Genomic DNA, 24,376 nt, shown 5'->3' on the forward strand with positions numbered 1-24,376 from the left:
ACTCACCTTCGGGCCTGGATGAACGCCTGGACGGCGTGATCCACGTCCTGCTCCGAGTGGGCGGCCGACAGCTGGACGCGGATCCGGGCCTGGCCGTGCGGTACGACGGGATACGAGAAGCCGATGACGTAGATGCCGAGGTTGAGCAGGCGTTCGGCCATGGCGGCGGCCTCGGCCGCGTCGCCGATCATGACGGGCACGATCGGATGGTCGCCGGGCAGGATGTCGAACCCGGCCCTGGTCATCTCGCTGCGGAAGCGCGCGGTGTTGGAGCGGAGCCGCTCGCGGGCCTCGTTCGAGGTCTCCAGCAGGTCGAGGATGCGCAGCGACGCCGAGGCGATGACGGGGGCGAGCGAGTTGGAGAACAGGTACGGGCGCGAGCGCTGCCGCAGCAGATCGCAGATCTCCTTGCGGGCCGAGACGTAGCCGCCGCTGGCGCCGCCGAGCGCCTTGCCCAGCGTGCCGGTGATGATGTCGATCCGGTCGGTGACGCCGTGCAGTTCAGGGGTGCCGCGGCCGGTGGGCCCGACGAAGCCGACGGCGTGGGAGTCGTCGACCATCACCATGGCGTCGTACCGTTCGGCCAGGTCGCAGATTTCCCGCAGCGGCGCGAGATATCCGTCCATGGAGAACACGCCGTCGGTCACGATCAGCCGCCGCCGCGCCTCCGACGCCTCCTTCAGCCGGGCCTCCAGTTCGGCCATGTCGCGGTTGGCATAACGGAAGCGCTGGGCCTTGGAGAGCCTGATGCCGTCGATGATGCTGGCGTGGTTGAGCGCGTCGGAGATCACCGCGTCCTGGGCGTCGAGCAGGGTCTCGAAGACGCCGCCGTTCGCATCGAAGCACGAGCTGTAGAGGACGGTGTCCTCCATGCCGAGGAAGTCCGACAGGCGCGTTTCGAGCTCCTTGTGCACCTCCTGGGTGCCGCAGATGAACCGTACGGATGCCATGCCGAACCCCCACCGGTCCAGCGCCTCCTTGGCGGCCTCGATCACGGTGGGGTTGTCGGCGAGGCCGAGGTAGTTGTTGGCGCAGAAGTTCAGGACCTCGCGCCCGGCCACGCTCACCGACGAGCTCTGCGGGGTGGTGATCACGCGCTCGGGCTTGAGCAGCCCGGCCTCGGTGATCTCGTCGAGCGTCGTACGCAGCTGCTCGCGGACATTTGTGAACATCAGGCGCTCCTGTTCATGGTCGCGGCCGCTTCGGCCTCCGTTGGCTCGTTCCTCGCTCTCTCCGGCCGAGCTCCTCCGCTCCAGTCCAATATGACCTTGCCCGTCCTGCCGCTGGCGGCCGTGTCGAAGGCAGCGTCGAAGTCCTGGTACGGGAACCGGTCGGTGATCACAGGGGAGAGATCGAGCCCCTTCTCCAGCAGGACGGACATGTTGTACCAGGTCTCGTACATCTCCCGGCCGTACACGCCCTTGATCGTGATCATGGACGTCACGACGGTCGACCAGTCGACCGCGAACTCCTCCGCGGGCAACCCGAGCATGGCGATCTTCCCGCCGTGGGTCATGTTAGCGATCATGTCGCGCATGGCCTGCGGGTTGCCGGACATCTCCAGCCCCACGTCGAAGCCCTCGCGCAGGTGGAGCTGCCGCATGCCGTCGGCGATCGACGACCTGGAGACGTTCAGGGCGAGGGAGACGCCGAGCTTGCCGGCCAGGTCGAGCCGCTCGTCGCTGACGTCGGTGATCATCACGTTGCGCGCGCCCACGTGCGTGGCCACGGCCGCGGCCATCAGCCCGATCGGGCCCGCCCCGGTGATCAGCACGTCCTCGCCGACCAGGGGGAACGACAGAGCCGTGTGCACGGCGTTCCCGAACGGGTCGAAGATGGCCGCCACGTCGGGGTGGACGGGGACCCGGTGCACCCAGACGTTGGAGGCGGGCAGCGTGACGTATTCGGCGAAGGCGCCGTTCCTGTTGACGCCGAGGCCGATCGTGTTGCGGCACAGGTGCCTGCGGCCCGCCATGCAGTTGCGGCACTTGCCGCACACGATGTGGCCCTCACCGCTGACGAGGTCGCCGACGGAGACGTCCTCGACGCCCGGCGCCACCTCGACCACGTGGCCGCAGAACTCGTGCCCGACGATCAGCGGGAGCCGCAGGGTTTGCCGCGCCCAATCATCAAATTTCCGGATATGTAGGTCGGTGCCGCAGATGCCGGTCCGCAGCACCCGGATCTTCACCTCGCCGGGGCCCACTTCCGGCTCGGGCACGTCGGCAAGCCAGAGGCCGGCCTCGGCCTTCTCCTTGACCAGCGCTTTCATGGCTTCACTCCCCCTAGTCCGAACCTAACGCACTGTGCCCGCTCACCTCCGAGCATGTCCATCGAGGGATTCTTAAGTGCCCCCACAGCTCTGCTTCACGCCGCGGCAAAGCCAGGCATAATTAGGTAAGTAACTTGTACTTAATGCTATGGAGGTCGCGGTGCGGCAGCAGAGCGGCGACGCCTCCCTTCTGCGCAGGCTCAACTCGGCGGCGATCCTGCGCATCCTGCGCGAGGCCCAGGTCGCGACGCTGTCCGAGCTGGCCAGGGCGGCCAGGGTGTCCAGGCCGACGGCCGAGGTCATCGTGGACGAGCTGGTGGCGGAGGGCTGGGCCGAGGAGTGCGGCGAGGAGCCGGGCGATCGCCAGCGGGGGCGCCCGGCCAGGCGGTTCAGGTTCCGCGCGGCGGCGGCTCACGTGCTGGGGATCGGGATCGGCGGCTCCCGGCTGCGTGCCATGGTCACCGATCTCAACGGCACGATCGTGGTCAACCGTCGCGCGCCCAACCACCGCGACATGCCCGCGGGCGAGCGGCTCGACGCCGTCGCCGCGCTGGCCGCCGAGGCCGCCGCCGAGGCGGGCGTCGCGCTCGCGGACGTCGCCGTCGTAGGCGTGGGCACCACGGGTACGGTGGACGGCGCGGGGCGGGTCGTGAAGAGCATGGTCCTGTCCGGCTGGACCGGCCTCGACCTGCAGGGCGAGCTGAGCCGCAGGCTGCCCGCGCCGGTGCTGGTCGAGAACGACATGCGCCTGGCCGTGCTGGCCGAGCACTGGCGCGGCGCCGCCAGGGGCCGCCACGACGTGATCTACCTGTTCACCGGCGACAGGATCGGCATGGGCCTGCTCATCGGCGGCCGCCCGCACCGGGGAGCCCACGCCGCCTCCGGCGAGATCGGCGCCCAGCCGTACAACAACTGGACCGCCTACCGCCACGTGATGGACTACGCCATGGCCGTGGAGCCGGGGGAGCTGCGCTCCAGCAGGCAGAGCGCGGAGTTCGCGATCGCCAGGGCGCGGGCGGGCGACGAGAAGGCCGGGCACGCGGTCAGGGAGCTCGCGCGCGGCCTGGCCGCCGGGCTGATCACCGTGGTCAATCCGCTCGACCCCGAGATGGTGGTGATCGGCGGCAGCCTGTCCTCGGCCGGTGACCTGCTGGTGGAGCCGGTCAAAGAGCTGTTCGCGGAGTTCTGTGCTTATCCGCCCGAGGTGGTGGCCTCGGAGCTGGGCAGCGAGTGCATCACGCTCGGGGCGGTGCGGTTCGCGCTGGACCACGCCGACCGCCTGCTCTTTACGTAGACGACTTGGCTAATTAGGTAACTCTTCCGTCACGGCCAGGTCGCTGAGCGGCATCGATCCCTCTGCCGTGCTCAGAGCTGCAAGATTTACCCTAGTTATTTGCATAAATACGGACTAGCCTCCAGCCAACTCGTACGGACTGGAGGTGAGCGTGGCCGCTGTTCCCCTGCTCGGGCGGCTGAAGCGCGACTGGACGCTGCTGGTGCTGTGCCTGCCCGGCATCCTGTATTTCGCAGCGTTCTTCTACGTTCCCCTGCTGGGCAACGTGATCGCCTTCAAGGACTACGCGCCGTTCCTCGGCATCGCGGGCAGCCCGTGGGTGGGGCTGGACAACTTCGTGATGCTGCTGGAGGAGCCGGAGTTCTGGAGCGCGGTCGGCAACACCCTGCAGATCACCGTGCTGCAGCTCGTCCTCTATTTCCCCGCCCCGATCGCGCTCGCGCTCCTGCTGAACTCGCTCGTCGGCCACCGGATCAAGCGCTTCGTCCAGACCGTCGTGTACCTGCCGCACTTCCTCTCGTGGGTGGTCGTGGTCGCGATGTTCCAGCAGGTCATCGGGGGTGCGGGGACGGTCAGCACGTTCCTGAACGCGCACGGGATCACCATCGGCAACCTGATGTCGAACCCGGACACGTTCAAGCTCCTCGTGACGGCTCAGGTGATCTGGAAGGACTGCGGCTGGGGGACGATCATCTTCCTCGCCGCCATCACCGCCATCGACATGAGCCACTACGAGGCCGCCGCGATCGACGGCGCCGGCTGGAAACGCCGCCTGTGGCACGTCACGCTGCCCGGTATCCGCTCGGTCATCCTCATGATGCTCATCCTGCGCCTGGGCGACATCCTGTCCGTCGGCTTCGAGCAGATGGTCCTGCAGCGCGAGGCCGTGGGCGCGGGCGCCGCCGAGGTGATCGACACGTACGTCTACTACCACGGCATCCGCGACGGCGACTGGGGCATGAGCACCGCCGCCGGCCTCATGAAGGGCCTCATCGGCGCGGCGCTGATCTACGCGGCGAACAAGCTCGCACACCGCTTCGGAGAGCAGGGGATCTATCGATGAGGCCGCCGTGGATGGAGCGCCCGGCGATCGCGGGGCGCACGCTCAAGTTCGTGGTGCTGGCCGCGATCACGCTGGCCGTCCTGTACCCGTTCGGGCTGGCCGTCGGCACCAGCCTGATGAGCCGCGCGGAGAGCATCGCCAACGGCGGCAGCTACGTGTTGTGGCCGTCCCACCCGACCTTCGAGGCGTACGAGCTGATCCTGTCCGGCGGCGCGGTCACCAGGTCGGTGCTGATCAGCATCGGCATGACGGTCACCGGCACCGCGCTCAGCCTGATCTGCACGGTCTTCCTCGGTTACGCGCTGTCGCGGCGCGGCATGCCCGGCGGCCGGCCGATCCTGCTGATGGTGCTGGCCACGTTCCTGTTCACGCCGGGCATGATCCCCAGCTACCTCATGGTCAAGGAGCTCGGGATGATCGACACGTACCAGTCGCTCATCTTGCCCGTGCTGGTCAACGCGTTCAACGTGGTCGTCGTCAGGGCGTTCTTCCAGAACCTGCCGGAAGAGCTGTTCGAGGCGGCGCGCATCGACGGGTGCGGCGAGTTCCGGATGATGTGGCGGATCGCGATCCCGCTGTCAAAGGCGGTGATCGCGGTCGTGGGGCTGTTCTACGCGGTCTCGTACTGGAACACGTTCTTCAACGCGATTCTCTATATCAACGACCAGACCAGGCACCCGATCCAGGTCGTGCTGCGCCAGTACATCTTCCGCGGCACCGCGGCCACCGGCTCCGACGTCGCGATCGTGCGCGACCTGCCCGCCTCGTCGGTGCAGATGGCAGTGCTGATCATCGCGCTCGTGCCGATCCTGCTGGCCTACCCCTTCCTCCAGAAGTACTTCACCAAGGGCGTCCTGACCGGCGCCATCAAGGGCTGAACCCCCCGTTCGCAGGAGAGAACCATGTCATCAACCCTGTCTTCGACACTGTCCCGCCGCGGCTTTCTCGGACTCGCGCTCGCCGGCGTCACGGTCGCCGGGCTCGCCGCCTGCGGGGGCGAGGGCGGTACGGCCGGCGTGAAGAAGGGCGGCGCCGAGCTGTCCAAGAAGCTGGCCCTGCCGACCTTCACGGCGGCCAAGATCCCCGCCCCCGACCTGCCGACCGACGCCGGCCAGGACCCCGCGTACCTGAAGTACCCGAGCGAGCTGGTCAAGTCCGTCGCGGCCCCGCCCGGGGACGGCAAGAAGATCACCTCGCTCACCCAGACCTGGGACGTGGCGCCGCCCGCCCCCGGCGAGAACACCTACCTGCAGGAGCTGAGCAAGGCCCTCGGCTCCGAATGGAGCATGAACATCGTGGTCGGCGACGGCTACCCGGACAAGTTCAACGCGATCGTCGCCAGCGACAACCTGCCCGACCTCGTCTGGTTCCCGCCGAACCAGGGCCTGCAGCGGGTGCCCGAGCTGCTTGAGGCCAAGTTCCACGACCTGACGCCCTACCTGAGCGGCGACGCGATCAAGAAGTATCCGAACCTGGCCAACCTGGGCGACCTGACCTGGAAGTCCGCCGTCACCAACGGCAAGATCTTCGGCGTGGCGGTGGCGTACAGCAGGTTCGGGCAGATCTTCCTGGTGAACCAGGACTACTGGGAGCCCGTCGGGGGCGTCGGGTTCGCCAGTGCCGACGACTTCCTGGAGAAGGCCAAGCAGCTGCTCGACGTCGGCAAGAACAAGTACCCGCTCGAGCCGTCCTACTACAACCACGTCCACATGTTCAGCCACTGGTACGGCGCGCCGAACACCTGGCGGCTGGCGGGCGGCAAGCTGACCCACCAGTTCGAGACGCCCGAGTACCAGGCGGCGCTGGAGCTCGCGGTCAAGTGCTTCAAGGCGAAGCTGTTCTGGCCCGACCCCAGCCTGGCCACCATCCAGGACAAGGTGGCCAACGGCCAGATCGGGGCCTTCGTGGAGTCGTTCCCCGGCTTCGTCAACCTCGCCAGGACGCAGAAGTACAAGCTCGGCGCCATCGTGCCCTTCGCCGCCACCCCGTCGTCCAAGCCGGTCTACAACGCGGGCCTCGGCTCGGTGGGCTTCACCTCGATCAGCAAGAAGGTCGACCCCAAGCGCATCGAGACGCTGCTGGGCGTGCTGAACTACATGGCGGCGCCGTTCGGCACCGAGGAGTACCAGCTCGTCAACTTCGGCGTGGCGGGCACCCATTTCACCAAGAAGGACGGCGATCTGACCCTCACCGACAAGGGCAGGGCCGAGGTGCCCACCACGCTCCAGCCGATCTCGTTCGTGATCGGCTCGCCCTCCGCGCTCTTCCTGCCCGGCCAGCCCGAGCACACCAAGCTGATCCACGACTTCGAGACCAAGGTGGCGCCGATGCTCCAGCAACGCGTCACGACCGGCCATTTCTCCGACACCTACACGCAGAAGAACGGCGAGCTCAGCACCATGGGCTCGGACATGGTCGTGGACATCGTCACCGGCCGCAAGCCGCTCTCTGACTGGCCCGCGTTCGTGAAGAAGTGGCTGAGCAGGGGCGGCGAGGCGATGCGGGCCGAGTACGAGGCCTCCATCGCCAAAGGTTGATCATTTCTCTTGAGAGGACACCAGTGGAAGACCTGCGCATCGGCGTCATCGGCCTCGGCCTGCGGACGAGCCTCGCCCTGCACGCGCACCGGCCGGGCAGGGGCTCGATCGTGACCGCCCTGTGCGACTCCGACCCGGCGGTGCTCAAGCGGCAGGCGGGCAGGTTCGAGGCGGAGTTCCTGACGGGGGACTACCGCGAGCTGCTCGACCGGCGCGACCTCGACGCGATCGTCGTCAACACCCCCGACGACACCCACGAGACCATCGCGATCGACTGCCTCCAGGCCGGGAAGCCGGTCTACGTGGAGAAGCCGATGGCGATCACGGTGGAGGGCTGCGACAACATCCTGCGCGCCGCCCGCGACACCGGGACCCGCCTGTACGTGGGGCACAACATGCGCCACATGGGCGTGGTCCGCGTCATGCGCGACATCATCCGCAAGGGCGTCATCGGCGAGCCGAAGACCGTCTGGGTGCGCCACTTCGTGTCGTACGGCGGCGACTACTACTTCAAGGACTGGCACGCCGACCGCACCCGTACCACGGGCCTGCTGCTGCAGAAGGCGGCGCACGACCTGGACGTGATCCACTGGCTCGCCGGCGGCTACACGACCAGGGTGAACGCCTTCGGCGACCTCATGGTCTACGGCGACCTGCCGCGCCGCGCGCCCGGCACGCCGCGGCCCGACGGGTGGTTGCAGGAGTACGAGTGGCCGCCGGCCTCGCGCACCGGCCTGCACCACATCGTGGACGTCGAGGACGTGTCGGTGATGAACATGCGGCTGGACAACGGTGTCATCGCGGCGTACCAGCAGTGCCACTTCACGCCCGACTACGTGCGCAACTACACGGTCATCGGCACGGAGGGCCGCCTGGAGAACTTCGGCGACGGGCCGGGGGACACGGTCAAGGTGTGGAACACGGGCCCCACGGCCTACCGGGACGACTGCGACATCGCGTACAAGGTGCCGCCCGCGGAGGGGTCGCACGGGGGCGCGGACTCGCAGATTATGGCGGAGTTCTGCCGGTTCGTCCGGGACGGCGGCGCGACGGACACCTCTCCGGTGGCGGCCAGGATGAGCGTGGCGGCGGGCTACATGGCCACGATGTCGCTGCGGAACGGCGGCATGCCGTACGACGTGCCGCCGCTGGATCCGGAGCTGGTCGCGTACTTCGACGCCGGGCAGGGCTGACCGGGATACGCTGGGGGGAGAGATGTCTCGGGAGCGGGCCGGGAGATGACCACCTTCGAGGATCTGCCACCTGGGTTACGGGAATACGCCGAGACTGTCCTCCCCCCTTCCCTGTGCGACCTCCACGGCCCCGCACGTGGGATCCTGTCGCTGCCACGCCGGGTCGCCTGGTCGGGTCGGGTCGGGTCGACTACGACTTGTCGGTCTATGAGCAGCGCCTCGAAGCGTATGCCCGCGTGCTGGAGGCAGGGACCCGCCATGGGGGCGAACGTGGTGGTGAACTACATCCCTTACGGCAAGAAGTGCAGCCCGCAGCCGCGCAGCAGCCACTTCCTCAGTAAGGAGGAGGCGCCGCTGTCGGTCTTCCCGCGCCCTGAGGGCTGGGAGCCGAAGGAGGGCTCGGAGCCGGGCTTCCTCATCGACCCGAGCGTGATCGGCCCGGGCCAGACGGGCGTGCTGGAGTTCAGCGTCTCGGAGAACGACCGTGGGGGCATCGTGGCGGGCATCTGGGCCGCCGTCGGCCGGGACCCGATCGCGGAATGCGAGCTCGTGGACACCACGGAGGCGCCGCTGTCGCACTGACCAGGCGATACGACGGCGCCCGGCGGCACGTTCGTGTGCGGCGGGCGCCGTTGTCGTTAGTTAGGGCTCCAGGGTTGGAATTGCCGTTCTAATTGTGTAACACTGTTGCAAGCTTGGAACATGGTCAGTCGAGGTAGACATCAACACAACGAGATCAACGCGGCCCTCAGAGTGATCCGCGAGATCGGGTGGTTGACCGTGGCGGAGAGCCACAACGGTCACCGCTGGGGATCGGTCGAATGCGTCTGCGGACGCGATCCGTACACAATCTGGTGCACGCCGCGAAACCCAGGCAACCACGCGAGAAGAATTCTCAAATGGGTTCGTAAACATACCGTGTGCGCCAAGAGCGAGGAGGAGTCATGATCACCTGGGACTTCAGCATCACTCTTAACCGAGTACCCACCGGCGAAGAGGCAGATGCGCTCTACGAGGCCGGTCTCGACGACTGCTCGATAGGGGGCGCCTACCTCCATTGCGACCGTGAGGCGAAGAGCCTGATGGACGCGATCGAATCCGTTCTCATCCAGATCAGGACCGTCCCGGGTCTCTGGGCGACCGGCGTGGGAGAGGACGACGGGGTGACGCTGGGGGACGCGGCGCGCCGCCACGGGGGCCGCACGCAGGCCAGCCTGCGGCAGCTCGCCACGGGGCAGCGCGGTCCCGGTGGTTTCCCGAAGCCGCTGATCGAGGCCGACAACATCAGCCTCTACTCCTGGGCCGAAATCTCGGAGTGGCTGCGCACCAAGATGGGCGATGACATCCCGCCGGTGAACCGCGACATCGTCATCGCCGATGCTGCGGTCAAACTGGCCTGCCGCGCCCGGGAGACTCACCAGCAGGCCCAAGTGGGTCACATCTACGAGATCGCCTGCTGATCCCGGCGGACGGCTCACTCCTCAACTGACCTGCCGTCCGCCGGGAAAGGTCAGCGCTCGGCCTCCTTGGGTTCCCGGTCGAGGTCCGGGAACGGGGACGGCTCCTGGGCGCCCTCGGTGAGCTGGCGCGGCCCCCTGGGGCTCTCCGCCTCCTGGGCGTCCGCGACCGCCTCGGCGGCCGCCTCCGAGGCCTTGAGCACCTCCTCGTCCGTCTGCGACGTCTCGGGCACCTCCTCGCGCGTCGCCGCCGACCGGGGCAGCGCCTCCGTGAACGCCTTCGAGACGCCCTGCAGCGCCGACGTGACCTCGCTCGGGATCACCCAGAACGTGTTGCCGTCGCCCTGCGCGAGCTGCGGCAGCACCTGCAGATACTGGTACGCCAGCAGCTTCGGGTCGGGGTCGTTGCGGTGGACCGCCTGGAAGACCTGGTCGATGGCGCGTGACTGGCCCTCGGCCTCGAGGATGGCCGCCGTGCGCTGGCCCTCGGCGCGCAGGATGCGGCTCTGCTTGTCACCTTGTGCCGTGAGGATCTGCGACTGCCGCTGACCCTCGGCGGTGAGGATCGCGGCGCGCTTGTCGCGTTCGGCCCGCATCTGCTTCTCCATCGCGTCCTTGATGGTCTTGGGCGGGTCGATGGCCTTGATCTCGACGCGGTTGACGCGGATGCCCCACTTGCCCGTGGCCTCGTCGAGCACGCCGCGCAGCTGGCTGTTGATGGTGTCACGCGAGGTCAGGGTCTTCTCCAGGTCCATGGAGCCGACCACGTTACGCAGTGTGGTGACGGTCAGCTGCTCGACGGCCTGGATGTAGTTGGCGATCTCGTACGCCGCCGCCCGCGGGTCGGTGACCTGGAAGTAGAGGACCGTGTCGATCTCGACGACGAGGTTGTCCTCGGTGATGACGGGCTGCGGGCGGAAGGAGACGACCTGTTCGCGCAGGTCGATCATGGGGTAGACGCGGTCGATGTACGGGATGACGAAGTTGAGACCCGGCTTGAGCGTGCGGTGGTAGCGGCCGAGCCGCTCGACGTTGCGCGCCCGCGCCTGCGGGACGATCCGCACGGCCTTGAGCACGGTGAACACGGCGAAAAGTATGATCAGCAGTCCGACCAGCAACAGCGGATCCATGTGTCACTCCCGGGGATAGACGAGGGCTGTCGCCCCTTCGATCTCGATGATGTCGACGGTCGCCCCCTCGGGGATCACCAGCGTCTCGTCGTAGGCGCGCGCCGACCATTCCTCACCCCCGATGCGTACGCGACCGTCGCGGCCCGTCACCTCCGAGACGACGTAGGCGGGCTTGCCGACCAGTGCTTCCACGCCGAACCGCGGCAGCGTCGGCTGCCTGATGTGGCGCATCGCGATCGGCCTGAGCAGCAGCAGGCCGGCCGCGGACGAGACGGCGAAGCACAGCAACTGCAGAGGGACGGGCAATCCGATGGCCGCGGTGAGCGCGGTCAGGAGAGCGGCCGCGCCCAGCAGCCCGAGCGAGGCCGTGAGGGTGAATATCTCGGCCACGCCGAGGACTACCGCGAGGATTACCCAGACGATCCAGTCATCCATGTCCGGCCCTCCTGATGGGACAACGGGCCTGTGTCTCCTAGTGGTTCCCCCCCTCTACCGTAATCCTGGAATCATCCCTGCGGCACCCGGTCACCCGCGGGCTCGGCGTCGGCCAAGGCGCTTCCCTGCCGCCATCTCTTCCACGACAGCTGCCAGAAGCCCCATCCGTTGTTCCATTCGAGCTCGCGGTCGGTGCCGGTGATCGTGACCGGGTCGCCGCGCAGCGAGCTCCGGAAGAACCAAGCTGCCTGGTCAGGCCTGGAATTGATGCAGCCGTGGCTGACGTTTGCCCGGCCCTGCGCCCACACATTGTCCTTGGCGTGCACGTATTCGCCGCTGTTGGAAATGCGCACCGCATGGTCGATCATCAGGTCGTAATAGCCGGGATCGCCTTTGACGCGCCCTGGGGAAATCATGCGGACCGGGTTGCCCTTGTCCATGGTCAGGTGGATGCCGCTGGTCGTGGTGTATTCGGGGGTGGTGGCCAGGCCCGCGCTGATGGCCATCCGCTGCACGATCGCGCCGTCGCGGCGGACGAGCATCTGGTGGCTCCTGGTGTCGATCGAGCTGGTCTGCGCGCGGCCGACGGTGAAGGTGAAGGTGGAGTCGGTGGCGCCGTAGCGGCCCGTGCCCGCGCGTACGCCGGCCAGATGCGCGGTGACCGTGACCTGCTGGTGGGGGGCCCAGAACCGGCGGGGGCGGTAGACCACCTGGGTGTCGCTGGTCCACCGCCACGCGCCCTCGACCGGGCTCTCCGCCTTGACCTCCAGCGTCCGCTCGACGGCCGCCTTGTCCGCTATCGGAGTGTCGAAGTCGATGATGACCGGCATGCCGGTGCCGACCGTCTCGTCCGGCAGCGGCGTCGTCGAGGCCACCTGGAAGCCGCGCGCGACCGCGCGGGTGCGGAAGCGGCCCATGGCCACCGTGGCCGGGCCGCGGACGCCCGCGGCCGTGGCGGTCACCGTGTATTCGGCCGCGGGTTTGAGCGTCCAGGAGGAGCGCCAGACCGTACGGGAGTCGTCGAGCCGGCCGGGCACCTGCGCCCCGCCCTCGGAGACCAGCACCCGGCTGAGCGTGCCGCCGCGCGCCCTGACCACCAGGCCCCGGTCGGTGCGGGCGCGCTTGACGTCGAAGGCCGGCGAGACCTGCACGACCGGAGGCGAGAGCGGCGTCTCGGCCGTCACGGACGTGCAGCCGCTGACCAGGAAGAGGAAGGTGACACAAGTCAGCACCGCCTGCCGCATGTCACTCCTGTGAGTCCGAGGGAGGGTCGATCCCAGGGTAGCGGCGAGTCAGCAGGCAAGCACGTTGAGTCACTTATGCGATTGTTCCGGAAACTTCTCCCAATGTCAGGTCGCCGGCGGTGGCCCGGATGGTCACCGTGTCCCCGTCCTCGAGGAACGAGCGGGTCTCGCCGCTCGCGAGCTTGAGAGGCTCGCTCCCGTTCCAGGTCAGTTCGATGAGCGAGCCGCGCTCGCCCGGCGATGGCCCCGAGATTGTGCCGCTGGCGAACAGGTCTCCGGTACGCAGCGAGGCCCCGTTCACCGTCATGTGCGCGAGCATCTGGTCGGGCGTCCAGTACATGCTCGAGTACGGTGGCCGCGCCACGACCTCCCCGTTGAGCAGGACTTCGAGTGAGATGTCCAGTCCCCAGTCGCTCTGCCTGCGCAGGTAGTCCAGCGGCGGGGGATCCTGGGTGCGGCCGGGGATCCTGGGCAGCGCCTCCAGCGGCGTGATCCACGGCGAGATCGACGTGGCGAAGGACTTGCCGAGGAACGGCCCGAGCGGCACGTACTCCCACGCCTGGATGTCGCGCGCGCTCCAGTCGTTGACCAGCGTCACCCCGAACACGTGGTCCTCGAACGCCCCGGCAGGCGAGCCGAGCGAGGTCGGCGCGCCGACCACGAACCCCAGCTCCGCCTCGATGTCCAGCTTCGCGCACGGCCCGAACAGCCCCGGCCCGAGCTGCCCGTGCGGGCGCTTGACCGGCGTGCCCGACACGACGACCGTGCCCGCCCTGCCGTGGTAGCCGACGGGCAGGTGCCGCCAGTTCGGCTGCAGCGGCTCGGTGCCGGGCCGGAAGATCTGGCCGATGTTGCTCGCGTGGTCGATCGAGCAGTAGAAGTCGACGTAGTCGGCCACCTCGAACGGCAGGTGCAGCCGCACCTGCTCCAGCGGGATCAGGTGCCGCTCCGTCATCGAGGTGTCGCCGGTGAGCTTGTTCTGGATGAGCGCCCTGGTGTCGTGCCAGGCCCCGCGCCCGCGTGCCATGAACGGGTTGAGCGAGGGGGCGTTGAAGACCTCGTCGTGCAGGGCGGGCGCCAGGTCGAGCACATGGTCGCCGTACCGCACGCCCACCCGGGGCGCCTCGCCGGGGCGCGAGAAGACCCCGTAAGGAAGATTGTCCACTCCAAAAGTCACGCGATCAGCCCCAGTGTGCGCAGGTCCTCGACGGGGATGCTGGTGCTGCATGAGCCGTAGCTCACCAGCAGCTGCCGCGCCCGTTTCGCGGTGTCGTCCTGTACGGACTGCGCCAGCCGCACGATGTGGCCGACGTCGGTGGTGCGGAGCACGGGCACGGGGTCACGCCCGTCCACGGCTTCGCAGACCGCCAGCACCAGGTTCAGGAAGCCGTGCCGGTCGACGCCGAGCGAGGGGTCGAAGTGGCGTACGGCGTGGTGCAGCCCGGCCGTGGCCTTGAACGGGATGTCGTGCTCGACGCAGAACCTGATGAACGCCGCGAGATGCTCCGCCGGCGGGAACGCCTCCGCCGTCAGCCCGCCGCAGCGCACCTTCAGCCCCACGCCCTCGGGCACGTCGACGCCCAGCTTCCCCGGCGGCACCTCCACGAAGAGCCGCACGCTCGCCGGCAGCCCAAGCCCCCGCGCCAGCCGGTCGACCGTCATGTCGTCCGGCAGCGCGGCCTCCACGAAGTCCACGGGCAGGTCGTCGAAGCCGGGCACCTCCTCCTGGTCCACGATGAGCCCGATCCGCCGCGGCCGGTACTCCATGTCGCGCAGCCGGTGCAGCCGGCTGGCCGGGCAGAGGAAGCGGTGCGTGAGCACGGAGCTGCCCTGCTCCAGATCGCGCTGGTTGCGGGCCAGCGCCTCGTCCATGTGCAGGGACGTCGGCGGGAACAGCCCCGCGTCGTCCACCAGTGCCGTGTAGACGTTCATCGTGACCACGTCCAGGCGTAGCCGGGGTCCTCGCAGGACAGCGCGCCCTGGCCCAGGTCGAGCGGGCGGAACGTGTCCACCATGACGGCCTTCTCGCTCGTCGTCGTGACGCCGCGGGAGACCGCGTCGATCACCGCCTCGACCGCCCCGGGCTGCGGCCCGTGCGTGAACCCGGCGGGATGCAGCGAGATCGAGCCGACGTCGATGCCCGAGCCCTTGCGCGCGGAGTAGTCGCCGCCCACGTAGAACATGAACTCGTCGGAGTCCACGTTGTGGTGGTTGTACGGGATCGGCACGGACTCGGGATGGAAGTCGAGCGGCCGCGGGCAGAACGAGCACACCACGAACCCCGGCCCCTCGAACGTCTGGTGGACGGGCGGCGGCGCGTGCGTCTTCTTCACGATCGGCTCGAAGTCGTCGATGTTGAACGCGAACGGGTAGAGGTAGCCGTCCCAGCCCACCACGTCGAACGGGTGGTTGCGGTAGACCAGCCTGGTCAGCCCGCCACGCGTGCGCACCAGCACCGGCACCTCCTCGCCCTCGACGAGGAGCGGCTCGGCCGGGGCACGCAGGTCACGTTCGCAGTAGGGCGCGTGCTCAAGGAACTGCCCGTACTGCGACAGGTAGCGCTTGGGCGGCCTGATGTGCCCGCCCGCCTCGATGGCCAGCACGTTGACCTGGCCGTCCGGCACCCAGCGGTGGATCGTGCCGGTCGGGATGACGATGTAGTCGCCCGCCCCGGCCTCGATCACGCCGTACGTGGACTCGAACCTGACCCGGCCGCCCTGCACGTAGACGCACTCGTCGCCCATCGAGTTGCGGTAGAGCTCGCTCGGCTGGTCGCTGGTGGCGTACGACAATCGGACGTCGCCGTTGCCCGCCAGCAGCATGCGCCCCGTGACCAGGTCGCCCGCGCTGGACAGCTCCTGCGTGCGGAAATGGCGCGGCGAAAGCGGCAGGTTGGGCTCCAGCCGCGTCTCCGCCGTGGGCGTGACCGCCTCCGCCTTGATGATCGCGGTCGGCAGGTGGCGGTGGTAGAGCAGCGAGGAGTCGGACGAGAAGCCCTCCTCGCCCATCAGCTCCTCGGCGTAGAGACCGCCGTCCGGCCGCCTGAACTGCACGTGCCGCTTGCGCGGCACCTCCCCAACGACGCGGTAGTACGGCATCCCTACCTCCGAAGAAGTGTCCGTTAATCGGACGGAAGTGTCCTTTATGTGTAACAACCGTCCGCCATTCGGTCTGGAGATGTCAACCCAGCGCGGCGGCCAGCTCGGCGGCGGCGGCGATCACCCGAGAGCCCGTGGACTCCTCCAGCGGCCCGAACGTCACCACTCCCACCGACGCCTCCAACCAGGGCAGACCAGTGACGGGCGCGGCGACACCCCGCGCCCCTTCCTGCAACTGCCCCTCCGACGTGAAGTAGTCGTCACGCCCTTCGCGCAGAGCCAGGATCGCCTGGCCCGCCGCGCCTTTCGCCAGCGGATGGCGCGCGCCCTCGCGGTAGGCCACGTGCATGTCGGTCCAGGACGGCTCCACCACCGCCACGGCCAGCCCGTCATCGCCCTCGGCCACGGTCAGGTGCGCGGTCGCGCCCACGTCCTCGGCCAGCCGCCGCAACGTCGGCACGGCCGCCGCCCGCAGCAGCGGCTGCACGGCCTGCGCCAGCACCAGCACCCCGAAGCCCAGATGCACCCGCCCCTCGGCGTCCCTGCGCACGAACCCCTCGCTCATCAGCGTCGTCAGCAGCCGGTACACCACGGGACGGCTCAGCGACAGCTCGGTGCTCAGCTCGGTCGGCGTGCGACCGCCCTTGCCGTCGGCGAGCAGTCTGAGCAGGCGGAGCCCGCGTTCCAGGGTCTGAGCGGATTCAGCGGCCATGCGACCGATTATCTGTGACGCAGTGAACACACGGGGTACATAGCGGAATGGACCGTCGGGGGGATGACGATGCGGCAGTGGTGGGTGCTCGGGCTCGCTGTGCTCGCCATGTGCGCGCTGTACTCGGCTGTGCCCAGGCTCGCCGTGACGTTCATGGCCCGGCAGATCCCCCTCGATCCGCCCGGCGGCAGCCTGGTCGAGGACACGTTCGACCTCACCGAGGGCATCGAGGTGCGCAGGCAGCTGCTGCCCACCGCCAAGGGCGTCACGTTCGGCCCCGCCTATCTCGCGGTCGGGATCAAGATCGACCAGAACGGCCTGCTGTACGGCACGCCGCAGCGCCCCGGCACGTACGTCGCCCCCGTCCAGATCTGCGCCGGCCAGTCGTGCCAGGAGCAGCGGCTCACCCTCGTCGTGCACGGCAACGTGCCCTGGGAGCCGCGCGAGCTGACCTTCCCCGGCCGGACCGGCGCCCCGCTGAGCGGTGAGATCGGCGTCAACGGCGGCCCGCCGGGCGTGCTGCCCACGTTCACCGTGACCGACCGCGCCAGGCTGCCCCACGGCGTGACCATCGGCCCCGACGGCCACGTGGGCGGCGTGCCCGCGGCGGCCGGCATCTCGGAGGTGCCGGTGCGGATCTGCGTGGCGGGCAACTGCGCGGGCGTCGTGGTACGGCTCATCGTCGTCTGAGTCTTGCGGTCGCGTGCCGTTTCCGGTCACCGTGGTCCCATGAAATCGGTCATTGTGGTCGGAGCGGGCATATGGGGCTCATCGCTGGCGCTGTGGCTGGCCGACGCCGGCTGGGAGGTGACGCTCGTCGAGCAGCACAGGCCGGGCCACGTACGGCAGGCCAGCGCGGGGGAGACGCGCCTGTTGCGCTGCGCGCACGGCGACGACGACTGGTACGCCGGGCTCGCCTGGCAGGCACGGGACGGCTGGCGGCGGCTGGAGGAGAGGGCCGGCGAGCGGCTGTACCACGAGGCGGGCATGGTGTGGTTCGCGCAGACGCCGGACGGGTGGGAGCAGGCCAGCGCCCGAGTCCTGAAAAATCTGGACATTCCGTGTGAGGTGCTGGACCCGGCCGACGGGGCGCGGTTCTTCCCCGACTTCCGCGGTGACGACCTGAGCTTCCTGCTCTGGGAGCCGCACGCGGGCGTGGTCAGGGCCAGGCGGGCGACTCAGGTGACGGCCGGGCTGGCGGTGGCGGCGGGGGTCCGGCTGGTGAGGGCGCGTGCGGTGCCTGTGCAGGAGCCTGGGACGGGACCTGTGCCCGGGGCCGCGGCCGTCGAGATCGACGGCGAGGTACGGCACGCCGACCGGGTGGTGTGGGCCTGCGGCGCGTGGCTGCCCGAGCTGTTCGAGCACGTGCCCATCACGGTGACCAAGCAGGACACGCTGCACTTCGCGGTGCCGGCCGCCTGGTCCGTGCCCGAGACGCCCGCCTGGGTGGACTATGGGGCCTCCGCCTACGGGCACGGCGACGTGGACGGGGTCGGGATGAAGGCCACCTCGGACCTGGAAGGGCCGCCGTACGAGCCGGAGCACGGCGAGCGCGTGGTGGACGCGGACAGCGCCGAGCGGGCCAGGAGCTACCTGCGGCGCAGGTTCCCGTCGCTGGGCGACGTGCCGGTGCTGTTCAGCCAGGTGTGCCAGTATCCGCTCACGCCCGACGCCGAGTGGCTGATCGCCGAGGTGTCGCCCGGAGTGTGGCTGCTGGGCGGCGACTCGGGGCACGGGTTCAAGCACGCTCCCGCGCTGGCCGCGTACGTGGCGGGCGTGCTCGAGGGCGAGCACGGGCCGGAGCCGCGCTTCGGGCTGCACGAGCGGGCCCCCTCCCGCGGGCTGAGGACGAGCGGACAGCCCTGGTAGGGCGCGCCCTACCGGAACTCGGGGGACGGCGGGCATGATTTCGCCCGGGCTCGCGGCGGACACTCGTGATACAGCCGCTCAACTATCGGAGGTCCGCAATGAGCATCGTCATGGATCCGCGCAGGACCGACCCGCCGCCCGTCGTGCAGACGGCCGCCATGCTCTGGCTGGCGGCCGTGGCGTTCGGCGCGTTCGAGGCCGTCCTCATGGTCTCCCAGCAACTGTACGAGGGCACCGCCACGTTCGCGGAGATGCTGCCCCAGGCCGGGTTCCGGCTGGCGGTGTTCGCCGGGGCCGTCTTCCTGGCGCTGCGGCTCAAGCGCGGGGAGAACTGGGCGCGCCTGACCCTCGCCGTGACGCTCGGGATCTTCGGCACGCTCTCGCTCGTGATCGAGCCCGCGCGGTGGCTGCTGGCCGGGGGCTCGATCAGCGAGGCCGTGGCCGGGGCGGGCGCGATGGAGCTGATCTTCGCGGGCAGCAGGATCCTGCACCTGATCGCCGTGCTGGGGGCGGTCACGCTGATGTTCCAGCCCAGGGCCAACGCCTACGTCAAGTCAGCGTGAGACCAGCTCGCCCTCCGGCGCCCTGAGATTGCGCACCCCGGGGGAGAGCAGGGCGGCGAGCGTGGACAGCACGATGATGACCGCGCACCCGAGCAGGGACTCCTCCGTGCCGAACCAGTCCGCCGCCCGCCCCGCCAGCATCAGCCCGATCGGGCCGAACATCAGCGACCCGAGCAGGTCGTACGAGCTGACCCGCGACAGCGACTCGCGCGGGACCTCGCGCTGCATCGTGGTCTGCCACAGCACGCCGAACACGTCGAAGCACACGCCCAGCACGAACGCCCCGATCACGATCGCCCAGAGCGGCGCGTCCAGTCCGAGCAGCGCGTACGGCAGCGCCGGCGGCAGGCAGAGCAGCACGGCCACCAGAATGGGGCGGCGCGGCCGGAGCCGCATCGCGGTCAGCACCCCGACGATCGTCCCGACGGCCTCGCCCGCCAGGAACGCGGACCAGGCCGCCGGGCCGCCCAGTGACTCCTTCGCCAGCAGCGGGCCGAGCACCCCGTGACCGGCCTGGATGGCCATGACCATCAGCGAGAACTGCGCGACCACCACCCAGATCCACTGCCGCGAGCTGAACTCGCGCCAGCCTTCCCGTAGGTCGGCCAGCACCGAGTGCCGCTGCCCAGCCTCCCGCGGCTCCGCGGCCGGCTGCGATCGCATCATGGCGATCAGCAGGCCCGCCGCCGAGAACATCGCGCCGCTCACGATCAGCGCCCAGCCGCCGCCGACGAGCACCACCGTGGCGCCGCCCAGCACCGCGCCCGCCACACGCGCGGCGTTCCCGCCCAGGCCGATCAGCGCGTTGCCGGCCTGCAGCCGGTCCACGGGCACGACCTCGGGGATGATCCCGGTGAACGCGGGGAACGCGATCGCCGTGGCCACCCCGCTCAGCGCCGCCGCCACACACAGCGCGGGCAGCGGGGTCCAGCCGGTGAGCAGCATCGCCGCCAGCGCGAAGTACCCCGCCGCCATCAGGAAGTCGCCGGCCATCAGCACCCAGTTCCGCGGCAGCCGGTCCGCGAGCACGCCGCCGAACAGGGTGAACGCGATCATGGGCACCGCCTCGGCGGTCAGCACGACGGACAGGGTGGCGGCGGTGGCGCCGGGCAGGGCGAGCACGCCGAACGCCAGGGCCACCGGCGCGAACGCGCTGCCCAGGACCGCGATGGTCCTCGCCGACAGCAGCAACGCGAAGCGGCGGTCCCGGAGCAGCCCGAGATCGCGTAGATAGCTGTGCACCGCTGCAGACCCCCTGGAAAATGGCCAAACTCCGCTATTCTGCCGTTGTTCTCGGCCTCTGTCGTGTGAATATTCCTCCGGTAACAAGACCGGACGCGGAATGTGTTCACCTTTGGCAAGAATCCGGCCCCCGTTCTCCCGTAACTTGCTAGGGCCCGGCTGTCGGCGAGGGGACTCCATGGGTCGGCTGGTCTATCGCGGTAGGTGGACGCTCCTGGCGCTGAGCCTGGTGGCGGCCCTGCTCGTCGCGCCGCTGGCCATGTCAGGGCGGGTGACGAGCGGCGGCTTCGAGGACCCGAGCGCCGGCTCCGTGACCGCCGCGCGCTGGGCCGAGCAGTGGTACGGCGGCCAGAGCCCCGACGTGGTCGTCCTCTACCGGCACCCGGCGGTCAAGGTGCGCGACCCGCGGTACAAGAAGGCGGTGCACAACTCGCTGCGCGGGCTGCCGGCGGACCATGTGCGCCGGAGGGCCACGTACTGGACGACGGGGTCTGAGGAGATGGTGTCCGGGGACGAGCACTCGACGTACGCGCTGATCACGCTGAAGGGCGCCAAGAGGGAGAGCTACGCGGCGGTCGCGGAGCAGCTCAGGAGCGTCAAGAACCTCAACGTCGAGGTCGGCGGTGCGGTGCCGATGCAGGCGGAGCTGGACGGGCAGGCGGCCGCCGACCTGGCCCGCGTCTCGGCCATCGCGGGGCCGGTGCTGCTGGTGCTGCTCGTGGCGCTGTTCGGGAGCCTGGTGGCGGCGCTGCTGCCGCTGGTCGTGGGGCTGCTCGCGGTGCTCGGCGCGCTGGCGCTGCTCCCCGAGGTGTCCGTCTACTCCTGGTACGCCGTCGTGCTGCTCGGGCTCGGGCTGGCCGCCGGCCATTCGCTGCTCATGCTCAGGGCGTTCAGAGCAGAGATCGGGGGCGGGGCGTCGAACGAGCAGGCGGTGGTGCGGACGATGGCCTCGGCCGGGCGGGCCGTCGCCGTCTCAGGGGCGACGGTGGCCGCGTCGCTGCTGGGGCTGCTGCTGTTCCCGCAGCCGTTCCTGCGCTCGATCGGGCTGGGGGCGGCGGCGGTGGCGCTCGTCGCGGCCGTGGCCGCGCTCGTCGTGCTGCCTGCCCTGCTGGGGATACTCGGCCCACGCGTGGACGCGCTGAGGGTGATCCCCGACTTCGGGGCCGTACGGCAGGACGGCGGCGGGTGGCACGCCGTCGCGTCCAGCGTGGTGCGCCGGCCGGTCGTGTACCTGGTGGCGGTCACGGTCGTGCTGGTGTCGCTGGCGGCGCCGCTCTCGCACCTCCAGTTCGGGAACGCGGACCACCGGGCGCTCCCCGCCGCCTCCGAGAGCCGCCGGTTGGCCGAGACCCTCGACCGCGACTTCCCCAGGAACGCTCTCTCGCCGATCGACGTGCACGTGCTGGCGGACGGCTCACTCTATGCCCGGCCCCTCATGGAGCAGGTGGAGCGGCTGCCGCACGTCAAGGGTGTCGAGGTCGCGGGGGAGTCGAGGAAGAACGGCGCCGTGCGGCTCGCCGTACGGCACGACCTCGACCCCATGTCGGCCGAGGCAGAGGAGCTGGTCAGGTCGATCAGGTCCCTGGCTCCCGGGCCGGGCGTGCGGCAGGTCCTGGTCGGCGGGCCCACCGCCGCGCGGCTGGACCTCATGGACAGCCTCTCGGCCACCCTGCCGTGGCCGGCGGTGGCGGTCTGCTCGGTGCTGCTGGTGCTGCTGTGCGCGGCGTTCGGGTCGCTGGTGCTGCCCGTTCGCACGCTGCCGGCGATCGTGCTGTCCGTCGGGGCCTCGTTCGGGGTGCTGGCGTGGGCGTTCCAGGGTGGCCTGCTGGGTTTCGCGGGACCTGTCGATGTTTCCGTGGCCGTGCTGATCGTGGTCGTGCTCTTCGGGGTGTCCGCGAACCACGAGGTGTGCCTGGTCTCCCGGGCGCGTTCCGAGTGGCTGCGTACCGGGGACCACGCCGGGGCCGTGGCGGCGGGGCTGCGGGAGACGGGCGGAGTGATCACGGGTGCGGCGCTGCTGCCTGCGGCGGTCGCCGGGGCGTTCGCGGCGGCCGGGATCACGGTGGTGCGGCTGCTCGGGGTGGGGCTGTGTGTGGCGATCGCGGTGGACGCCCTGCTGGTGCGCGTGCTGCTGGGGCCTGCCTCCATGCGGTTGCTGGGCCCCGCGAGCTGGTGGCCGCTCCGTCCCCGCGAGCGCGCTGAGCCGCGCGAGCTGCCGCCCCGTCCGCTGCCACCAGTGGATCGTCCTTCGATCACGGCTGGTGGTTCGGAGCGTCTCCCGGTGCTGACCGTCAAGGGAAGGCCGGCCGTCTTCGGCGCGGACACCGATCCGGTGCCGGTGCCCGCCGAGCCCGCGGAGCTCGCGCGGCCGGGATGGGAGAAAGTGGCGGTGGGGCGTACCAGGGCGGTGCGCGCCAACGCCGACGGGTCCGGCTGGCAATGGGTCGAATTGGACGAGTGAGGCGGACGTTAAGTGGGATTTCATTGAACGTTATTGATCGTCCGGATAGTGTGCGATATGCCCACGATCATCCCCTGGAAGTTAAGGTGCCATGCGACTACGGTTACGGCAGCTCTTCGTCATCGGACTCGCCCTCTCACTCCTAGGCATCGGTGTTCCGGCGTGGTCGGAGGACGACCCCAAGAGCTGTAACGACCTGCTGTCCGCCGACACCCCGGCGTACGTGGTCTGCCGGTGGATGGCCACCCCCGAGGAGGCCGCGGACATCGCGGCGTTCTGGCTGGAGAACGACGGCCAGCGCATGGGTGAAGCCGACCCGGTGGATCCCATCACGGTGGACTGTACCGAAGAGGGCAACGAGTGCCCCGACTCCGAGGGCGACGGCGAGATGCACGACGTCGACTCCCCGGACGTCCCCGGCGCCGAGGACGGCGGCACGCCCGACTGCCAGAACGGTGACGAGTGCGGCTACGTCGACCCCACCGGGGTCACCGCCGCCGAGAAGACCGCCGCCCAGGCGACCCCGGCGGGCAAGGCCGCGCAGGCCGTCGCGCAGACGAACATGCGCCTCTGGATCGAGACCGAGCTGGCCGACGACTACAAGGCGGGCAAGCTGGCCGAGGCGGTCAAGAAGGTCGCCGCGCTGGTCGCCGCGCAGCCGGGCGTCGTCGGGATCAGGTTCACCTCGCAGCTCGGCTTCAACCAGACGTTCACCACGGCGGACGAGCTGGACAAGTTCGTCGCCGAGACCACGGCCGCGCTGCGTACCGCGGTGCCGGGCAAGAGGCTGGCCGCGCACACGGTGGTCCCGGTGTTCGGTTGCGGCGCGAACGACGCCTGCAAGGCCGAGATGACCAAGAAGTACCCGCTGCTCGACCCCGAGCGCATCGGCGCGTGGCTCTTCAAGGGCCTGATCGACCAGCTCGCCCTCGACAACGGCCACCTGGCCACCGAGTACGCGACCTGGAAGATCGACGCCGCCGAGGCCCAGCGCAACCAGTCGATCCAGGTACGCGCCCGCGCCTGGGACGCCTACGCCCAGATCGCCGCCGAGGACGCCACCTTCGCCGCCTCGGGGACCTCCCAGCTGACCGAGGAGCAGGCCACCAAGGCGATCACCGAACGTGTCGCCTCCCCGCTCCAGGACGACGCCGCGGAGACCGTCACGCTGTGGACCCGCTGGCAGAACGACCAGGGCCAGGTCAGCCGGGTGTACGGCGAGAAGTGGGCCGCCAACACCACCTGGGACCAGCTCAAGAAGCTCGACTCCGTGCGCGCCCGCCTGGCCACCATCTACGACCCGGCCAACCCCGAGGTCGACGTGGCCACCGACCTGAAGAACCTGTCTGAGGTCTTCGGCCAGGTCTACCTCCACGCCGCCTGACCTTCCCCGACGGCCCGGGCACCGCGTCTCCACGACGCCGGTACCCGGGCCTCGTCGTTACTGTGGAAACATGCGGCCGGCGGTCTGGGTGACCGCGAATCGCATGGCGCTAAGGGGATAAGAGCCCACAAGTCGCGCCATTCATCGACGCGCTACGACAAGTCGCCACTAAGGTCTGACGCGACATCGATTCCGTTGGAAGGGCGACACATGAGCGACTACGCCATCACCTTCGACCTCATCGACGCCGACAACGACGGCCGCATCTCCGCCGTCGAGCTCGTACGGCTGATGGAGGTGATCGGCCAGCCGATCACCCTGGAGGCCGCGCAGGAAGGCGTGCTGAAGCTCGACAAGGACGGCGACGGCCTGATCGACAAGGAGGAGTTCGCCGGCTTCCTCCAGAAGTGATAAAAACAAGC

At 69.5% G+C, this 24,376-nt stretch carries 23 protein-coding genes; 13 read left to right on the forward strand and 10 right to left on the reverse strand.

Annotated features, from left to right (window positions below; translation table 11 throughout):
- Positions 1-2: 2 nt before the first annotated feature.
- Both ABN273_RS13785 and tdh read right to left on the reverse strand, forming a co-directional pair.
- On the reverse strand, positions 3-1,172 hold the full coding sequence (locus tag ABN273_RS13785) for a glycine C-acetyltransferase (RefSeq protein ID WP_349449134.1): 1,170 nt from the start codon (positions 1,170-1,172) through the stop codon (positions 3-5).
- Positions 1,172-2,272: an L-threonine 3-dehydrogenase gene (gene tdh, locus ABN273_RS13790; RefSeq protein ID WP_349449135.1), complete on the reverse strand. Its 1,101-nt coding sequence runs from the start codon at positions 2,270-2,272 to the stop codon at positions 1,172-1,174. The genes ABN273_RS13785 and tdh overlap by 1 nt, the downstream gene beginning before the upstream one ends.
- A 148-nt stretch (positions 2,273-2,420) precedes the next feature.
- On the opposite strand from tdh, the gene ABN273_RS13795 reads away from it, so the two are divergent.
- The 7 genes from ABN273_RS13795 (at position 2,421) to ABN273_RS13825 (ending at position 9,819) form a co-directional block, all read left to right on the forward strand.
- Positions 2,421-3,566 carry an ROK family transcriptional regulator gene (locus ABN273_RS13795; protein ID WP_349449136.1) on the forward strand — a complete coding sequence of 382 codons (1,146 nt, stop codon included), beginning with the start codon at positions 2,421-2,423 and terminating at the stop codon, positions 3,564-3,566.
- Positions 3,567-3,717: 151 nt separating this feature from the next.
- Positions 3,718-4,629 carry an ABC transporter permease gene (locus ABN273_RS13800; protein WP_349449137.1) on the forward strand — a complete coding sequence of 304 codons (912 nt, stop codon included), beginning with the start codon at positions 3,718-3,720 and terminating at the stop codon, positions 4,627-4,629.
- Positions 4,626-5,507 (forward strand): carbohydrate ABC transporter permease, encoded by an 882-nt coding sequence (locus tag ABN273_RS13805; RefSeq protein ID WP_349449138.1) that lies wholly within the window; start codon positions 4,626-4,628, stop codon positions 5,505-5,507. Before ABN273_RS13800 ends, ABN273_RS13805 begins: the two co-directional genes overlap by 4 nt.
- Before the next feature lie 24 nt (positions 5,508-5,531).
- On the forward strand, positions 5,532-7,166 hold the full coding sequence (locus ABN273_RS13810; protein ID WP_349449139.1) for a type 2 periplasmic-binding domain-containing protein: 1,635 nt from the start codon (positions 5,532-5,534) through the stop codon (positions 7,164-7,166).
- 23 nt (positions 7,167-7,189) lie between these two features.
- Positions 7,190-8,359: a Gfo/Idh/MocA family protein gene (locus tag ABN273_RS13815; protein ID WP_349449140.1), complete on the forward strand. Its 1,170-nt coding sequence runs from the start codon at positions 7,190-7,192 to the stop codon at positions 8,357-8,359.
- Between the two features lie 258 nt (positions 8,360-8,617).
- Positions 8,618-8,941 carry a hypothetical protein gene (locus tag ABN273_RS13820; protein ID WP_349449141.1) on the forward strand — a complete coding sequence of 108 codons (324 nt, stop codon included), beginning with the start codon at positions 8,618-8,620 and terminating at the stop codon, positions 8,939-8,941.
- Between the two features lie 362 nt (positions 8,942-9,303).
- Positions 9,304-9,819, forward strand: coding sequence for a hypothetical protein (locus ABN273_RS13825; protein ID WP_349449142.1), 516 nt, complete (start codon positions 9,304-9,306; stop codon positions 9,817-9,819).
- A 50-nt stretch (positions 9,820-9,869) separates the two neighbouring features.
- Here ABN273_RS13825 and ABN273_RS13830 read toward each other — a convergent pair whose 3' ends face one another.
- From ABN273_RS13830 to ABN273_RS13860, 7 genes are all read right to left on the reverse strand, one after another.
- Positions 9,870-10,946: an SPFH domain-containing protein gene (locus ABN273_RS13830; protein WP_349449143.1), complete on the reverse strand. Its 1,077-nt coding sequence runs from the start codon at positions 10,944-10,946 to the stop codon at positions 9,870-9,872.
- A 3-nt stretch (positions 10,947-10,949) separates the two neighbouring features.
- Positions 10,950-11,381 carry an NfeD family protein gene (locus ABN273_RS13835; RefSeq protein WP_349449144.1) on the reverse strand — a complete coding sequence of 144 codons (432 nt, stop codon included), beginning with the start codon at positions 11,379-11,381 and terminating at the stop codon, positions 10,950-10,952.
- Positions 11,382-11,452: 71 nt separating this feature from the next.
- On the reverse strand, positions 11,453-12,625 hold the full coding sequence (locus ABN273_RS13840) for a L,D-transpeptidase (RefSeq protein WP_349449145.1): 1,173 nt from the start codon (positions 12,623-12,625) through the stop codon (positions 11,453-11,455).
- 73 nt (positions 12,626-12,698) lie between these two features.
- A complete protein-coding gene (fahA, locus tag ABN273_RS13845; RefSeq protein WP_349449146.1) occupies positions 12,699-13,853 on the reverse strand; it encodes a fumarylacetoacetase in 1,155 nt (384 codons plus the stop codon).
- Positions 13,799-14,557: a hypothetical protein gene (locus tag ABN273_RS13850; protein ID WP_349449147.1), complete on the reverse strand. Its 759-nt coding sequence runs from the start codon at positions 14,555-14,557 to the stop codon at positions 13,799-13,801. Before ABN273_RS13850 ends, fahA begins: the two co-directional genes overlap by 55 nt.
- The gene (locus tag ABN273_RS13855; protein ID WP_349449148.1) at positions 14,554-15,723 is read right to left on the reverse strand and encodes a homogentisate 1,2-dioxygenase; all 1,170 of its coding nucleotides are present in this window, start codon (positions 15,721-15,723) and stop codon (positions 14,554-14,556) included. Before ABN273_RS13855 ends, ABN273_RS13850 begins: the two co-directional genes overlap by 4 nt.
- A gap of 82 nt (positions 15,724-15,805) precedes the next feature.
- A complete protein-coding gene (locus ABN273_RS13860; RefSeq protein ID WP_349449149.1) occupies positions 15,806-16,435 on the reverse strand; it encodes a helix-turn-helix domain-containing protein in 630 nt (209 codons plus the stop codon).
- 63 nt (positions 16,436-16,498) lie between these two features.
- Here ABN273_RS13860 and ABN273_RS13865 point away from each other — a divergent pair, with 63 nt between their 5' ends.
- The 3 genes from ABN273_RS13865 (at position 16,499) to ABN273_RS13875 (ending at position 18,867) form a co-directional block, all read left to right on the forward strand.
- Positions 16,499-17,125 carry a hypothetical protein gene (locus tag ABN273_RS13865; protein ID WP_349449150.1) on the forward strand — a complete coding sequence of 209 codons (627 nt, stop codon included), beginning with the start codon at positions 16,499-16,501 and terminating at the stop codon, positions 17,123-17,125.
- A gap of 39 nt (positions 17,126-17,164) precedes the next feature.
- A complete protein-coding gene (locus ABN273_RS13870) occupies positions 17,165-18,304 on the forward strand; it encodes an NAD(P)/FAD-dependent oxidoreductase (RefSeq protein WP_349449151.1) in 1,140 nt (379 codons plus the stop codon).
- A 98-nt stretch (positions 18,305-18,402) separates the two neighbouring features.
- Positions 18,403-18,867, forward strand: a complete 465-nt coding sequence (locus ABN273_RS13875) for a hypothetical protein (protein WP_349449152.1) — start codon at positions 18,403-18,405, stop codon at positions 18,865-18,867.
- Here the strand turns inward: ABN273_RS13875 and ABN273_RS13880 are convergent.
- A complete protein-coding gene (locus tag ABN273_RS13880) occupies positions 18,859-20,109 on the reverse strand; it encodes an MFS transporter (protein WP_349449153.1) in 1,251 nt (416 codons plus the stop codon). The two genes, ABN273_RS13875 and ABN273_RS13880, sit on opposite strands and share 9 nt — an antisense overlap.
- Before the next feature lie 178 nt (positions 20,110-20,287).
- On the opposite strand from ABN273_RS13880, the gene ABN273_RS13885 reads away from it, so the two are divergent.
- The 3 genes from ABN273_RS13885 (at position 20,288) to ABN273_RS13895 (ending at position 24,365) form a co-directional block, all read left to right on the forward strand.
- Positions 20,288-22,570, forward strand: a complete 2,283-nt coding sequence (locus ABN273_RS13885; protein WP_349449154.1) for an MMPL family transporter — start codon at positions 20,288-20,290, stop codon at positions 22,568-22,570.
- Positions 22,571-22,661: 91 nt separating this feature from the next.
- Entirely contained in the window at positions 22,662-23,954 is a 1,293-nt protein-coding gene (locus ABN273_RS13890; RefSeq protein WP_349449155.1) for a hypothetical protein, read from the forward strand.
- 210 nt (positions 23,955-24,164) lie between these two features.
- On the forward strand, positions 24,165-24,365 hold the full coding sequence (locus ABN273_RS13895) for an EF-hand domain-containing protein (protein ID WP_349449156.1): 201 nt from the start codon (positions 24,165-24,167) through the stop codon (positions 24,363-24,365).
- Positions 24,366-24,376: the final 11 nt, after the last annotated feature.

It is taken from the genome of Nonomuraea sp. B19D2, assembly GCF_040137845.1.
In the GTDB taxonomy this organism is placed as follows: Bacteria; Actinomycetota; Actinomycetes; order Streptosporangiales; family Streptosporangiaceae; genus Nonomuraea.

Excerpts from the sequence above, each read along its gene's own strand:
- fahA (WP_349449146.1), bottom strand. The coding sequence starts at position 13,853 with ATGCAGCACCAGCATCCCCGTCGAGGACCTGCGCACACTGGGGCTGAT.
- ABN273_RS13875 (WP_349449152.1), top strand. The coding sequence starts at position 18,403 with ATGAGCATCGTCATGGATCCGCGCAGGACCGACCCGCCGCCCGTCGTG.
- ABN273_RS13825 (WP_349449142.1), top strand. The coding sequence starts at position 9,304 with ATGATCACCTGGGACTTCAGCATCACTCTTAACCGAGTACCCACCGGC.
- ABN273_RS13850 (WP_349449147.1), bottom strand. The coding sequence starts at position 14,557 with ATGAACGTCTACACGGCACTGGTGGACGACGCGGGGCTGTTCCCGCCG.
- ABN273_RS13820 (WP_349449141.1), top strand. The coding sequence starts at position 8,618 with ATGGGGGCGAACGTGGTGGTGAACTACATCCCTTACGGCAAGAAGTGC.
- ABN273_RS13885 (WP_349449154.1), top strand. The coding sequence starts at position 20,288 with ATGGGTCGGCTGGTCTATCGCGGTAGGTGGACGCTCCTGGCGCTGAGC.
- ABN273_RS13835 (WP_349449144.1), bottom strand. The coding sequence starts at position 11,381 with ATGGATGACTGGATCGTCTGGGTAATCCTCGCGGTAGTCCTCGGCGTG.
- ABN273_RS13840 (WP_349449145.1), bottom strand. The coding sequence starts at position 12,625 with ATGCGGCAGGCGGTGCTGACTTGTGTCACCTTCCTCTTCCTGGTCAGC.
- ABN273_RS13830 (WP_349449143.1), bottom strand. The coding sequence starts at position 10,946 with ATGGATCCGCTGTTGCTGGTCGGACTGCTGATCATACTTTTCGCCGTG.
- ABN273_RS13870 (WP_349449151.1), top strand. The coding sequence starts at position 17,165 with ATGAAATCGGTCATTGTGGTCGGAGCGGGCATATGGGGCTCATCGCTG.
- ABN273_RS13795 (WP_349449136.1), top strand. The coding sequence starts at position 2,421 with ATGGAGGTCGCGGTGCGGCAGCAGAGCGGCGACGCCTCCCTTCTGCGC.
- ABN273_RS13890 (WP_349449155.1), top strand. The coding sequence starts at position 22,662 with ATGCGACTACGGTTACGGCAGCTCTTCGTCATCGGACTCGCCCTCTCA.
- ABN273_RS13865 (WP_349449150.1), top strand. The coding sequence starts at position 16,499 with ATGACGATGCGGCAGTGGTGGGTGCTCGGGCTCGCTGTGCTCGCCATG.
- tdh (WP_349449135.1), bottom strand. The coding sequence starts at position 2,272 with ATGAAAGCGCTGGTCAAGGAGAAGGCCGAGGCCGGCCTCTGGCTTGCC.
- ABN273_RS13810 (WP_349449139.1), top strand. The coding sequence starts at position 5,532 with ATGTCATCAACCCTGTCTTCGACACTGTCCCGCCGCGGCTTTCTCGGA.
- ABN273_RS13860 (WP_349449149.1), bottom strand. The coding sequence starts at position 16,435 with ATGGCCGCTGAATCCGCTCAGACCCTGGAACGCGGGCTCCGCCTGCTC.
- ABN273_RS13895 (WP_349449156.1), top strand. The coding sequence starts at position 24,165 with ATGAGCGACTACGCCATCACCTTCGACCTCATCGACGCCGACAACGAC.
- ABN273_RS13785 (WP_349449134.1), bottom strand. The coding sequence starts at position 1,172 with ATGTTCACAAATGTCCGCGAGCAGCTGCGTACGACGCTCGACGAGATC.
- ABN273_RS13805 (WP_349449138.1), top strand. The coding sequence starts at position 4,626 with ATGAGGCCGCCGTGGATGGAGCGCCCGGCGATCGCGGGGCGCACGCTC.
- ABN273_RS13855 (WP_349449148.1), bottom strand. The coding sequence starts at position 15,723 with ATGCCGTACTACCGCGTCGTTGGGGAGGTGCCGCGCAAGCGGCACGTG.